The 12,918-nt window shown below is 68.0% G+C and carries 10 protein-coding genes; 4 read left to right on the forward strand and 6 right to left on the reverse strand.

Annotated elements, in window-relative coordinates:
* Window position 1: 1 nt before the first annotated feature.
* Window positions 2-2,113, reverse strand: coding sequence for a cytochrome c oxidase assembly protein (locus H7F30_RS01365; protein WP_187036231.1), 2,112 nt, complete (start codon window positions 2,111-2,113; stop codon window positions 2-4).
* A gap of 149 nt (window positions 2,114-2,262) precedes the next feature.
* Here H7F30_RS01365 and H7F30_RS01370 point away from each other — a divergent pair, with 149 nt between their 5' ends.
* From H7F30_RS01370 to H7F30_RS01385, 4 genes are all read left to right on the forward strand, one after another.
* On the forward strand, window positions 2,263-2,760 hold the full coding sequence (locus H7F30_RS01370; protein WP_047310625.1) for a MarR family winged helix-turn-helix transcriptional regulator: 498 nt from the start codon (window positions 2,263-2,265) through the stop codon (window positions 2,758-2,760).
* Window positions 2,757-4,730, forward strand: a complete 1,974-nt coding sequence (locus tag H7F30_RS01375) for an MDR family MFS transporter (protein ID WP_304511093.1) — start codon at window positions 2,757-2,759, stop codon at window positions 4,728-4,730. The genes H7F30_RS01370 and H7F30_RS01375 overlap by 4 nt, the downstream gene beginning before the upstream one ends.
* A 105-nt stretch (window positions 4,731-4,835) precedes the next feature.
* Window positions 4,836-5,081, forward strand: a complete 246-nt coding sequence (locus tag H7F30_RS01380; protein ID WP_187036232.1) for a hypothetical protein — start codon at window positions 4,836-4,838, stop codon at window positions 5,079-5,081.
* Between the two features lie 49 nt (window positions 5,082-5,130).
* Window positions 5,131-5,784, forward strand: coding sequence for a hypothetical protein (locus tag H7F30_RS01385; protein WP_187036234.1), 654 nt, complete (start codon window positions 5,131-5,133; stop codon window positions 5,782-5,784).
* A gap of 19 nt (window positions 5,785-5,803) precedes the next feature.
* On the opposite strand, the gene H7F30_RS01390 is transcribed toward H7F30_RS01385, so the two are convergent.
* From H7F30_RS01390 to hisC, 5 genes are all read right to left on the reverse strand, one after another.
* Complete coding sequence (locus H7F30_RS01390) at window positions 5,804-7,150, reverse strand: TrkH family potassium uptake protein (protein WP_187036237.1); 1,347 nt, start codon at window positions 7,148-7,150, stop codon at window positions 5,804-5,806.
* A gap of 80 nt (window positions 7,151-7,230) precedes the next feature.
* Window positions 7,231-8,712, reverse strand: coding sequence for a dihydrolipoamide acetyltransferase family protein (locus H7F30_RS01395; protein WP_187036239.1), 1,482 nt, complete (start codon window positions 8,710-8,712; stop codon window positions 7,231-7,233).
* Between the two features lie 11 nt (window positions 8,713-8,723).
* A complete protein-coding gene (locus H7F30_RS01400) occupies window positions 8,724-9,752 on the reverse strand; it encodes an alpha-ketoacid dehydrogenase subunit beta (protein ID WP_187036241.1) in 1,029 nt (342 codons plus the stop codon).
* Window positions 9,749-10,951 (reverse strand): thiamine pyrophosphate-dependent dehydrogenase E1 component subunit alpha, encoded by a 1,203-nt coding sequence (locus H7F30_RS01405; protein WP_187036242.1) that lies wholly within the window; start codon window positions 10,949-10,951, stop codon window positions 9,749-9,751. The genes H7F30_RS01400 and H7F30_RS01405 overlap by 4 nt, the downstream gene beginning before the upstream one ends.
* Before the next feature lie 215 nt (window positions 10,952-11,166).
* The gene (gene hisC, locus H7F30_RS01410) at window positions 11,167-12,261 is read right to left on the reverse strand and encodes a histidinol-phosphate transaminase (RefSeq protein WP_187036244.1); all 1,095 of its coding nucleotides are present in this window, start codon (window positions 12,259-12,261) and stop codon (window positions 11,167-11,169) included.
* Window positions 12,262-12,918: the final 657 nt, after the last annotated feature.

Consider the following 12,918-nt stretch of genomic DNA (forward strand, 5'->3'; position numbering starts at 1 on the left):
CTCAGTCCTTCGTGGTCGACGAGTTCGAACGGGCCTCTTCGTTCTCGACGGTAGCCGACGAGGCGCCGTCACGCTCCACCCCCGAAGCGGGGCGTCCACCGCGCGCCGCGAGGTACTCGTTGTAGGCGCGAAGTTCGGCGTCGTCGTCCCTTTCGGCCTGACGCTCGGCACGCTCACCCTCGATGCGGTCGGAGCGGTACCACTGGGACGCCACGATCATGGCCAGCAGGAACGTCGGGCCCTCACCCGAACCCCACGTGATGGTTCCCGCGGCCTGCTGGTCGCGTAGCGGGTTGTCGACGAAGCCGAGCTGCTCGAAGAACCCCGGGGCGAGCAGCGTGTCGCCGGTCATCATCGCGACACCGAAGAACGCGTGGAACGTGATGGTGATGAGGAGCACGAGCAGGCGCAGCGGTGCGGGCCACTTCTTGGGGCCCGGGTCGATGCCGATGAGCGACCACGCGAAGAGGTAACCGCTCACGAGGAAGTGGACGTTCATGAGGATGTGGCCGGTGTGCGTCGTGAGCGCCAGTTCGAACAGCGGCGTGTAGTAGAACGCCAACAGGCTCACGAAGAACAGCGCCGCCGCGACGGCCGGGTTCGCCACCACGTTGAGGTAGCGGCTGTGGACGACCGAAAGCAGCACCTCACGCGGGCCACGCGTGCCGTCCTTGCGCTTCGCCCAGGCGCGCAGCATGAGCGTCACGGGAGCAGCCATGACGAGGAGGACGGGCACCGTCATCGAGATGACCATGTGGCCGGCCATGTGGACGCTCATCATGACGCGCCCGTAGACGCCGGCTCCGCCGTTGACCGTGACGAGGAAGACGAGCCAGGCGACCACCCACAGGATGGTGCGGTGGATCGGCCAGGCGTCACCGCGGCGGCGCAGCCGCTCGGCCCACCGCACGTACTGGACGATGGCGACGACCGCGACGACCGTGAACAGCCACTCGATGCGCCACTGGCCGAAGAAGTTCTCGACCGAGAGCGGCGGCGGTGCCGCGTAGCCCGTGAGGTTGACGATGCGGTCGGAGCTCTCCGTCACCTCACCGACCGGCGGGGCGGAGCGGGCCAGGGCGGCGGCGAGGCCCATCGCGCCACCCATGACGAGAGCCTCGACGAACGCGAGGCGTGCGAACAGGGCCTTGCTCGGCTTGTCCGAGGCGTCACGTTCGAGGACGGCGACGACGCGGCGGCGCTGCTGCCAACCGATGATGCCGAGCACGAGAAGACACACGGCCTTGGCCACGATGACGAGGCCGTAGCGCGTCGAGAAGTACTCGCCGATCTCGTGCACGCGCAGGGTCGAAGCGAGAACACCCGACAGACCGACGAGGCCGATGCACCACGTGGCGACGGCCGAGAAACGGCGCACCGACGCCGCGGCTCCCTTGCCGAGGCGCGGCCACATCACGCCGAGCGCGATGATGCCGCCGACCCACGCGGCGACCGGCGCGATGTGCAGGATGAGCGAGTCGACGGCCGTCTCGTGATCGGTCGATCCGGCCGCGTGCCCGCTGAGCGCAATGGGCCACAGTGCGAGGAAACCGAGCCCCGTCATCCAGGCGAGCGTGACGCGGGTGGCGCTCCACCAACACACGAGCGCGATGACGAGGGCCGCGAGCGCTGTCAGGGCGGGGTTGCGTAGCAGCTCGATCTGCCAGGTGTTGCTCCACCACTGCCCCACGTACCCGGGGCTGCTCACGGGCAAACCGGCGAGGTCGCCGTAGGAGAGGAAGCTGACGACGACGAGCGATGCGAACCACAGCGTGGCGCTGATGGCGGCCCAGCGTCCGGCCCGAGCAACACGAGCGGTCTTGCTGCCCTCGGGCACGACGAAGGCACCGAGCGCGGCGAGTCCGATCGTGGCCGCCATCGCGACGTCCGCGACCGGCTTGAACACGGCGATGCCCCAGCGCACGAGCGCACCCGAGTCGAGAAGCTGCTGGGCCTTGCTCGCGCCGGTGAAGACGATGGTGGCCGCAGCCACGACGACCGCGACGCAGAGGACGACGAGGAGAACCTGAGGGCCGCTGACCCCCGAAGCCGACCCCCGCGACGTGGACGCAGCAGAGCCGGCACGGGGCGTTTCGGGGGCGTTCGTCGACATGGTTCCAAGCCTACAGTCCGGCCCCGACAAGCCGGTCACGGCCACGCGGGCGCCACGGTTTGCTTGTATGGCACAACCAAACATATAGTTGTTCGCGCCAAGGAACGCCCGTCGTCCGACGCGGCACCACCCACCCCGCGAAGGACACCATGACCGTCGACCGAGCCGTGGCGCGCGAAATCGCCACGTCGCTCGTGGGCACGTTCAAAGCGCTCAGCGCGCACAAGCGTCGCCTCCCACGCCCCCACCCCCACGCCGAACAAGGGTCGATCCCGCTGCTCTACGCCCTCGCGGCCGAGCCGCTGCGCGTCTCCGCACTCGCCGAGGTCATCCACTCGGATGTCTCGACCGTCAGCCGTCAGGTGAGCGCCCTCTCCGGAGGCGGCCTCGTGGCCAAGATCCAGGATCCCGAGGACGGGCGAGCCCAGCTCGTCAGCCTCACCGACGAAGGCACCGCCCTCATCGAGGACATGCGAGAGCGCCGCGCCCGCTGGGTGCAGTCGCTCCTGTCCGACTGGAGCAGCGACGAAGCGCTCGAGTTCGAACGGCTCCTCACCAAGTTCTCGGACTCGCTCGACGCCTACGTGGCGCCCGCGGCCGACACCGCCTCCCCCACCACCGACTCCTCACGAAGGAACGACACGTGACGTCACCCGCAGCGCCGCCGGCCCCCGCGCCCGCAGCCGGCGAATTCACCCACGCGCAGATCATGCGCATCCTCTACGGGCTGCTCATGGGCATGTTCCTCGCCGCCCTCGACCAGACCATCGTCTCCACCGCGATCCGCACCATCGGTGACGACCTGCACGGGCTGTCCGCGCAGGCGTGGGTGACGACGGCCTACCTCATCACCTCGACGATCGCGACGCCGCTGTACGGCAAGCTGTCGGACATGTTCGGGCGTCGCCCGTTCTACCTGTTCGCCATCGTCACGTTCATCATCGGCTCGCTCGCCTGTTCGTTCGCGGACACGATGTACCAGCTCGCCGCGTTCCGTGCGATCCAGGGCATCGGCGCCGGCGGCCTCATGTCGCTGGCTCTCGCCATCATCGGCGACATCCTGCCGCCGCGTGAGCGCGCCAAGTACCAGGGCTACTTCCTCGCCGTCTTCGGTACGACGTCGGTGCTCGGCCCGGTCATCGGCGGCTTCTTCGCCGAGCAGAGCTCCATCCTCGGCCTGACGGGCTGGCGCTGGGTCTTCCTCATCAACGTGCCGCTCGGCGTCGTCGCGTTCTTGCTCGTGGCGCGCACGCTGCACCTGCACCACGAGCGCCGCGAGGCTCGCGTCGACTACCTGGGCGCGGCTGCGCTCGTCATCGGCCTCGTGCCGCTCCTGACGGTGGCCGAGCAGGGCCGCACGTGGGGCTGGGACTCGACGAAGTCGATCGCCTGCTTCGTCATCGGCATCATCGGCATCCTGCTGTTCATCGCCGTCGAGGCGCGCATGAAGGACGACGCGCTCATCCCGCTGCGCATCTTCAAGAGCCGCGCCATCTCGGTGACGATCGTCGGTTCGATCATCATCGGCATGGCGATGTTCGGCGCCATGATGATGCTGCCGCTCTACATGCAGATCGTGCACGGCGCGTCGCCGATGAAGTCCGGCCTCATGATGCTTCCGCTCGTGCTCGGCATGATGTCGGCCTCGATCATTTCGGGTCAGATCACGGCGCGCACCGGCGTCATCCGCATCTTCCCGATCATCGGTACGGCCCTGCTGTCGATCGGCATGTTCGCGCTGTCGCACATCACCGCCGACTCCGAGCTGTGGGTCGTCATGGCGTTCATGCTCCTCGTCGGCCTCGGCCTCGGTAACTGCATGCAGGCGCTGACGCTCATCGTGCAGAACGCCGTGTCGCCGCGCGAGATCGGTATGGCCACGTCGTCCGCGACGTTCTTCCGCCAGATGGGTGGAACCATCGGTGTCGCCGTCTTCCTGTCGATGCTGTTCTCGACGGTCGGCGACCGCATCAAGGAGAACATGACGGCGGCCGCCGCGACGCCGGAGTTCAAGCAGGCTCTGCAGACCGCGCTCGGCGACAAGACGCTCATGGCCGACAAGGAGGCCTACGGCATCGTCCAGGGTCTCGCGAACCCGAAGGGCGGTGGCGGCGCGCTCAACTCGGTGAGTGAGGACTCGTCCGTCATCTCGCGTCTGCCGAAGGCCATCGCGCACCCGTTCGAGGCGGGCTTCGCGGACGCCATGGACCACGTCTTCCTCACGGCGATGGGCATTTCCGTCCTCGGCTTCCTCGTGCTGCTGCTCCTGCCGAAGATCGAGCTGCGCACGCAGTCCGGCATGGCGGCCGCTGCTGCGGCCAAGTCGAAGGCCGAGGGCGAGGCCGCCGCTGCTGCTGCGAGCGTGGGCGGCGTCGACGATAGCGAGGCTCCCGCCACCACTCGCGCTGCCGACGGTCACGTCAGTGGCACCTCGCCGGCCGAGGAGGTCGTCGGTACGGGCTCCGCGTGGTGCGCAGCGCCGACGATGGAGGAGATCGCCGCGGACGGTCAGCCCGTCCCGGAGGCCGTCCGCGACGCCGAGGTTCGTGTGGAACTTCGCGAGCAGGGCGAGGACGTCGCGCACAAGACCCCGCGTCACCGTCGATCGGACGACTGAACGACGTCACCTGAAATGCCCGCTCCGGCTCTGCCGGGGCGGGCGTTTGCGTGTGATGGAATGTCGGCGCACGCCGACCACTCGTGAGCGCGATGAGGATCGAAGATGGAGAACTGGAGCCTGGACCATCCGGGCCTCGGCCGCTTCGAGGCGTACGTCGGATGGCATGACGAACTGCGCCAGATCGACCCGAGTTACCCCGAACCCGACGAGGACGATTCGCCCGGAGCGCTCGCGCAGACTGCGGCGGCGAAGAAGGCCGACGGACGGCTGGGGCGCCTTGCCGGTCGGGTGCGCCCGATGCTCGGCATGAACGAGCAGGCAGCGCCAGGGGCTCGTCATCACCCGTGACGGGCGCACGATCTCGCGCCACCAGAGCATCGGTTCGCGCAAGGCACCGATGGCGCGCTCGCTGCCGGACGGCAAGTTCACCTCGAGTTCGTCCGCGACGAAGCCGTACTTCGACCTCACGGCCGACCCGCTGGGGCGTCACCTCACCGACATCCACCTCAAGACCGAGGACGAGGTCGTCGCCTTCGAGCCGCCCGAGGACTCCCCGGCTGCCCGTCGTCAGGACGCGATGGACGCGTCCCCCTGGAAGCGCGTCGTGTACCCGCTGCTCGGCGGGCTCGGCAAAAGCGGATGGGCCATCGTGATGCTCCTGCTCGCGCCGGTCATCACGGAGATCATCGCCACCGTCATTGCGTGGATCGTCGAGTTGCTCGCGCCGCTCGTGCCCGACATCGACTGGCCCAACATCTCGCTGCCGAGCATCCCGTGGCCCGATCTGCCCAACATCAACTGGCCCGACATTCCGTGGCCGAGTCTGCCGAGCATCCCGTGGCCGGACTGGACTCCGCCCGGCTGGGTGGTGTGGCTGCTCGACCATCCGAAGGTCTGGTTCCCCATCGTCCTGGCCGTCGTCTGGGGTGTGGGGGCGCGCCGCAATGCGAAGAAGTCGCAGGCCAACAGGGCCGAGTGGGCCAAGCGCCACGAGTACGCCCGCCTGGCCGGAGCGATGCGCGAGCTGGCCGCCCGGGAGACCGACGACTGACGTCCGGCGCGTGGGTCGCTCAGCCGATGAGCGGGCGCCCCTCCGGGTAGGTGTAGCGGCGTGTGCTCTCGCGCAGCGCCAACGCAGAGACGAGGGTGATCGGCCCGAGGCGCCCCAAGAACATGAGCGCGACGAGCAGCAGCTGACCGGCATCCGGCAGCTTGGCCGTGACACCGGTCGACAACCCGACCGTCGCGAACGCTGACGTCGACTCGAACAGCAACTCGGCGAGGCGAATGTCGGATATCTGCGTGAGGATCAGGGTCGAGGCGACGACGGCCGCGATGCCGATGAGGGCGACGTTGAGCGCCTGACGCATCGTGCGATCGGCGATGCGCCGCTCGAAGATCGTCGCATGCGTCTCCCCGCGCATCTCGGCGACGATGCCGACGAACAGGAGGAAGAACGTCGTCACCTTGATGCCGCCCGCAGTGCCGGCGGATCCTCCACCGATGAACATCAGGATGATCGTCGACAAGAGGGTGCCCTCGTCGACCTGGCCGTAATCCCACGCGTTGAATCCCGCGGTGCGCGGCGAGACGCTGTGGAACGTGCCCACGAGGAGCTTCTCGCCGAGGCCCATCTGGCCGAGCGTTTTCGGGTTACTCCACTCCACTGCGGTGATCACGACGGCGCCGATGAGCAGCAACGACGTCGACATCAGGAGGGTGATCTTCGTGTGCAGGCTCCAACGGCGCCGCCTGCGGACCCGGATCACCTCCATAATGACCGGGAACCCGAGCCCACCGAGGATTATCGCGGCGCTGATGGGCGCAATGATCCACACGTCACGCGCGTAACTCATGAGATTGTCGCTGAACAGCGCGAAACCGGCGTTGTTGAACGCCGAAACGGCGTGGAAGACACCGAGGTACGCGGCACGGCCGAACGAATGGCCGTAGCCGAGCCACCATCGCAGAGTCAGGGCTGTCGCGACGAGGATCTCGACGGTGCACGTCACGCGCACGACGCCGAACAGCACGCTGCGGATGTCGCCCAGACCCTCGGCCTTCGTCTCGCTGGCAGCTGTGAGGCGGCTGCGCAGCCCGAGCTTCTTCGTCAGCACGATGGCGAGCAGCGACGCGAGCGTCATGACGCCGAAGCCGCCGATCTGGATGAGGACGAGGATGACGACCTGGCCGAACGGCGTCCAGTAGTTCGGCGTGTCAACGGTCGACAGGCCGGTGACGCATACGGCGCTCGTCGCGTGGAACACAGCGGTGACGACGGGCGCAGAGCCTGGCGCCGTGGTGGCGATCGGCAGCATGAGCAACGCCGTGCCGACCGCGACCGCTGCCGCGAATGCGGCGACAACGACCTGCCCCGCGTGCCGGAACCTCAGCTGCTTGACCCACTGATCACGCATCGGCTTCCCATCTCCGCCCTGCGGGCCGCCTGACTGCGGCCCGCCCCGAGCGTAGTCCCCGCCCTGCCACACGGGCGGCGTCAGGCCCAGGCAATGCCCTTCGCGGGGTTCTCGAGGATTTGGCCGACCGTCGAGAGGAAGCGCGAGCCGACGTCGCCGTCGATGAGGCGGTGGTCGAAGCTCAGCGAGAGCTGGGCCACCTGGCGGATCGCGATGTCCTGCTCACCGGCGTCGTTCGTGACGACCCACGGCATCGGACGCACCGCGCCGATGGCCAGGATGCCGCTCTCACCGGGCTTGATGATCGGCGTTCCGGCGTCGACTCCGAAGACGCCGATGTTGCTGATCGTGAACGTGCCGCCGTTGAGGATGGCCGGGCTCGGCTTGCCGTGACGGGCAATGTCGATGAGCTTCGCCATCTCCCGCGCCAGGTCGAGCAGCCCGAAGCGTCCGGCGTCCTTGATGTTCGGCACGAGCAGGCCACGGTCCGTGGCCGCCGCGATGCCGAGGTTCACCTCGGAGCGCATGACGATCTCGGCGTTCGCCTCGTCCCACAGCGCGTTCATCATCGGCTCGCGCTTCATCGCGATGAGGCACGCCTTCGCGACGATGAGGTTCGGCGTCACCTTGACGTCGCGGAACTCGCGGTCGCGCTGCAACTCCTTGACGAACTCCATCGTGCGCGTCATGTCGACGGTGTAGAACTCGCTGACGTGCGGCGCGGTGAACGCGCTGCTCACCATCGCCTGGGCCGTCACCTTGCGCACACCCTTGATCGGCAGACGCTCGTCCGTCAGGCCACCCGAAGCAGCCGGGGCCGCTGCCGGAACGACCGGACGCTCGGGGGCCGTCGAGCGAGCCGCCGCAGCGGCGTCGACCGCGCTCGGGGCAGCCGGCGCCGTAGGCGCGTCGGGACGCATGTAGCGGGGAGTCGACGCTCCTGCCGCAGCCGACACATCGTCACGGCTGACGACGCCGTCGTCGCGCGAGGCCTTCACCTCGTCGATGTCGACGCCCTGCGCCTTCGCGAAACCGCGCGTCGCCGGGGCGGCGAGCGCACGCTCACCTGCGTCCGGGCGGTTGCGACGGGCGCGGCGGCTCGTGCTGGACGCCGTCGGGCCGTACCCGACGAGGGTCTTCTGCTGCGGCTCCTCGTCGCCCTCGGCTGCCGTGGCCGCCGGAGCGTCGTCGGCCGGGGGCGCGACCTCGGCGGAGGCCTGCATGTCGCCAGCCGCTTCTTCGGCCGGCGACTCGGACGTCGAGGCGTCGACCTCGGCAGCACCGTCGACGGCGGCCTCGGCTTCGGCAACGTCGACGTCGCCGCCGACCTCGATCGTCACGATCGGCGTACCGACCTCGACGGTCTCACCCTCGGGAACGAGGATCTCGACGACCTTGCCCTCCCACGGGATGGGCAGCTCGACGAGCGACTTGGCCGTCTCGATCTCGAGGACGGGCTGGTTGACCTCCACGGTGTCGCCCGCGGCGACGTGCCACGTGACGATCTCGGCCTCGACGAGGCCCTCACCGGGATCGGGCAGGGGGAACTGCAGAACAGGCACTGGCGTGTCTCCTAGAAGCTGAAGGCTGCGTCGACGGCATCGAGGATGCGGTCGAGGCCGGGAAGGTACTCGCGCTCGTGGCGGCTCGGCGGGTACGGGATGTCGTATCCCGTGACGCGCTGCACCGGTGCTTCGAGCGAGTAGAAGCACTTCTCCTGGATGATGGCGGCGATCTCGGCGCCCATACCGAGCGTGCGGGCGGCCTCGTGGACGACGACGGCGCGACCGGTCTTGCGAACCGACTCGCAGATCGTCTCCTCGTCGAGCGGCGAGAGCGTGCGCAGGTCGATGACCTCCAGGGATCGTCCCTCCTCCTCGGCGGCCTTGGCCACGTCGAGGCAGGTGCGCACCATCGGGCCGTAGGCCAGGAGCGTGAGGTCGGTGCCCTCGCGCAGAACCTCGGCCTCGTACAGGTCGCGCTGCGGGCCGGCTGCGAGATCGAGCTGGTCGGGGCTCGGCTCGTGGTAGCGACGCTTGGGCTCGTAGAACACGACCGGGTCGTCGGAGTCGATGGCCTGGCGCATCATCCAGTACGCGTCGACGGGCCGCGAGCAGACGACGACGCGCAGGCCGGCGGTGTGCACGAAGTACGACTCGTTCGACTCGCTGTGGTGCTCGACGGCGCCGATGCCGCCACCGAACGGGATGCGGATGACCATCGGCAGCTTCACCGCGCCACCGGTGCGGTTGTGCAGCTTGCTCACCTGACTGACGATCTGGTCGAAGGCCGGGTAGACGAAGCCGTCGAACTGGATCTCGACGATCGGGCGGTAGCCGCGCATCGCGAGACCGACGGCCGAACCGACGATGCCGGACTCGGCCAGCGGTGGGTCGATGACGCGCTCGCCGAACTCGCGCTTGAGGCCGTCGGTGAGGCGGAAGACGCCGCCGAGGTCACCGACGTCCTCACCGATGACGACGACCTTGTCGTCGGCCACCATCGCGTCGTGCATCGCCGCGTTGAGAGCGCGGGCGAGCGAGAGCTTCGGCGGCTTCTTGGCGCGAACGGGAGCCTTCTCCGCGGTCTCCGACGTTCTCACGCGCTCGCCTCCTCGAAGGACGCGAGGTACTCGGCGAACTCCTCGCGCTGCGCGCGCAGCTGCGGGTCGAGGTCGATGTAGGCGTGGTCGAACATCGCCGTCATCTCCGGGTCGGCCATCTCGACGCAGGAGCGGCGCCAACCGGCGGCCAGATCCTTCGCCTCGGCGTCGACATCGTCGAAGAACGACGCGTCGGCGTGGTTCTCACGCTCGAGCAGGGCGCGCAGACGCGCGATCGGGTCCTTGGCCTTCCACGCCTCGACGTGCGCGTCCTCGCGGTAGCGCGTCGGGTCGTCGGACGTCGTGTGGGCGCCCATGCGATAGGTGAAGGCCTCGATGAGCGTCGGGCCGAGCCCGCTGCGTGCGTTGTCGAGGCTGCGGCGCGTGACGGCCCAGGTGGCGAGCACGTCGTTGCCGTCGGTGCGCACACCGGGGAAGCCGAAGCCGTCCGCGCGCTTGTACGGCGGAATGATGAACTGGCGCGTGTTGGGCTCGCTGATCGCCCAACCGTTGTTCTGGATGAAGAAGACCATCGGCGAGTGGTTGACGGCCGCGTAGACCATGGCCTCGTTGAAGTCACCCTGGCTCGTGCCACCGTCACCCGTGAACGCGATGACGGCCGTGTCCTTCGTGTCGTCTCCGGTGCCCACGAGGCCGTCGAGGCGCACGCCCATGGCGTAGCCGGCGGCGTTGAGCATCTGGTTGCCGATGACGATGGTGAACGTGGCGAAGTTGTGGTCGGCCGGGTTCCAGCCACCGTGGCTCACACCGCGGTAGGTGGCGAAGACCTGCGCGGGCGTGATGCCGCGGCAGAACGCGACGCCGTGCTCGCGGTAGCCCGGGTAGGCGAAGTCCTGCTCACGCATGGCGTGGCCGGCGGCGACCTGCGCGGCCTCCTGGCCGAGGAGCTGCGGCCACAGACCCAGCTCACCCTGGCGCTGGAGGCTGTAGCCCTCGATGTCGAACCGGCGCACGAGCACCATGTCGCGGTACATGGCGCGCACCTCTTCGGCCGTGATGGCCTTGAGCGCTTCCATGTACGGCTCGTTGACGCTCGACATCGGCGTGCGCGAACCGTCGGGTGCAATGAGCTGCACCATGTCCGGGCCGCCGTCCGTGATGTCGGGCAAACCGTCGAGCTTGTGGCCTGCGACGTGCGTGACGCCGTCGATGCCTTCCGATGCTCCGGAGATCGTCATCGTTCCTCCTCGGCGGAGGCGAACGATGCGTCACCCCCGCGTTCGGTGGTGGACGGTTGATGCGCCGTACCACCTCGTCGGGATCTTGTGACGCAGGTCACGCCACAGATGATGACGGTACCCGACCAAACGACCTGCGAAGCACTACCCGCGCGTCACTTTTTCCTTGCGCCGCCGCGGATTTCGAGGGGTGAGCGGCGAGTCTCACCATGTGGTCATCGAGGGCCGACGAAACCCTTCACAACGTCGACAAGGCGGTCGTTGGCCTCCGGCTCCGCGATGGTGGCGCGCACGCCCTCCCCCGCGAACGGACGCACGACGAGTCCGGCGTCCTTCGCGACGCCGGCGAACTCCTCCGTGCGCTCGCCGAGCGGCAGCCAGACGAAGTTGGCCTGCGTGTCGGGGATGTTGAGGTCGGCGTCGGCGAGCGCCTCGACGACGCGTCGGCGCTCGGCGACGAGGGCCTGCACGCGCTCCTCGAGTTCGTCGTACGCAGCGAGGCTGGCGACAGCCGCCTTCTGTGCCATGTCGTTGACGCCGAACGGCGTGGCCGCCTTGCGCAGGGCCTCGGTGATGCGCGGGCGCGCCACGGCGTAGCCGACGCGCAGCCCCGCCAGGCCGTAGGCCTTGGAGAACGTGCGCAGCACGACGACGTTGGGGAACTCCCGGTAGAACGCGAGCGCGTCCGGAGCGTCGTCGGCCTCGACGAACTCGAGGTAGGCCTCGTCGAGAACGACGAGCAGATCCTTCGGAAGCTTCTCGATGAAGGCCCGAAGTTCGTCGGTACGAACGCTGGGGCCGGTGGGGTTGTTCGGGGTGCACACGATGAGCAGGCGGGTGCGGTCGGTGACGGCGGCTGCCATGGCGTCGAGGTCGTGGCGGGAGTCGGCGTCGAGGGGCACCTGAACCGAGCGTGCACCGGTCAGCGCGGTGACGATGGGGTAGGCCTCGAACGAGCGCCACGCGTAGACGACCTCGTCACCCGGCTCGCACGTGATGGCGATGAGCGCGGCGAGGATGCCGACCGATCCGGTGCCGAAGCTGACCTCGTCGTCACTGACACCGAGCTTTTGCGCGAGAGCGTGCGTGAGCTCCGAGGAGGCCATGTCGGGGTAGCGGTTCATCGTCGCGACGGCCTCGTGGACGGCCTCGACGACGGACGGCAGCGGCGGGTACGGGTTCTCGTTGCTCGAGATCTTGTAGACGACCGTGTCCCCCTCAGCTGCGGCCGGTTTGCCGGGCTTGTAGCCGGGCACCGAGTCGAGCGTCGTACGCAGTCGGACGGGGGTGGCGAGGGCATCGTCGGTCATACCCACCACCTTAGATCTGCCCCGGCGTTCTCCCAGCCGGGCGCGGGCTCGGACCCAATCGGCCAGTTCGACCCGGCGGGTCGCGACCACGTGTCAGTCGGTATTGAGTTTGCTACTGGGCGTATGAGTGGGTCCGTCAACTTCGGCGACGGAGACATCAACTATTCTGCCGGGACAGGCATTGGAACCCCAGGCGTAGGCATTAACGCTCAGCGAAAAACTGGAGATCTTCCGAGTGGTCCGCAGACTCAGCTCCTCCTCTCTGGTCTGGGCTACACGGATTCAGATTCGGCAGGAGACTATGGCGGTTTCGGTGCCGATGCGCACGTCGCCATTGTCAGCCAAGCTGAGAATTAGGGTGACCCCTTCGTGGTCTTTTGGGTGAATGGAGCACACATGTTTGTATCCCTCGGAGGCTCGTCCGTGACTCCCCTCGGCGTTCTCTTCTTCGTCATTCTTATGGTTGGAGCTGTGCTCTAAATCCTTTTTGAGTTTGGATCCTGGGGGAGCGATAACTGGAAAGCCAGCAAGGGTTCTGGCCCTCTTTGGAAGCGGAGAATTCCGCATGATGATGAGAGCGACGAGTGACCTTTGAGTGACCTTGGAACCCGGACCTCCACCTGTATCTGACGCGGCCCGACCGCGCCTTCGGTGGCC

This window comes from Dermacoccus sp. PAMC28757, from assembly GCF_014302635.1.
Classification (GTDB): domain Bacteria; phylum Actinomycetota; class Actinomycetes; order Actinomycetales; family Dermatophilaceae; genus Dermacoccus; species Dermacoccus abyssi.

Excerpts from the sequence above, each read along its gene's own strand:
- H7F30_RS01365 (WP_187036231.1), bottom strand. The coding sequence starts at position 2,113 with ATGTCGACGAACGCCCCCGAAACGCCCCGTGCCGGCTCTGCTGCGTCC.
- H7F30_RS01370 (WP_047310625.1), top strand. The coding sequence starts at position 2,263 with ATGACCGTCGACCGAGCCGTGGCGCGCGAAATCGCCACGTCGCTCGTG.
- H7F30_RS01380 (WP_187036232.1), top strand. The coding sequence starts at position 4,836 with ATGGAGAACTGGAGCCTGGACCATCCGGGCCTCGGCCGCTTCGAGGCG.
- H7F30_RS01385 (WP_187036234.1), top strand. The coding sequence starts at position 5,131 with ATGGCGCGCTCGCTGCCGGACGGCAAGTTCACCTCGAGTTCGTCCGCG.
- H7F30_RS01390 (WP_187036237.1), bottom strand. The coding sequence starts at position 7,150 with ATGCGTGATCAGTGGGTCAAGCAGCTGAGGTTCCGGCACGCGGGGCAG.
- H7F30_RS01405 (WP_187036242.1), bottom strand. The coding sequence starts at position 10,951 with ATGACGATCTCCGGAGCATCGGAAGGCATCGACGGCGTCACGCACGTC.
- hisC (WP_187036244.1), bottom strand. The coding sequence starts at position 12,261 with ATGACCGACGATGCCCTCGCCACCCCCGTCCGACTGCGTACGACGCTC.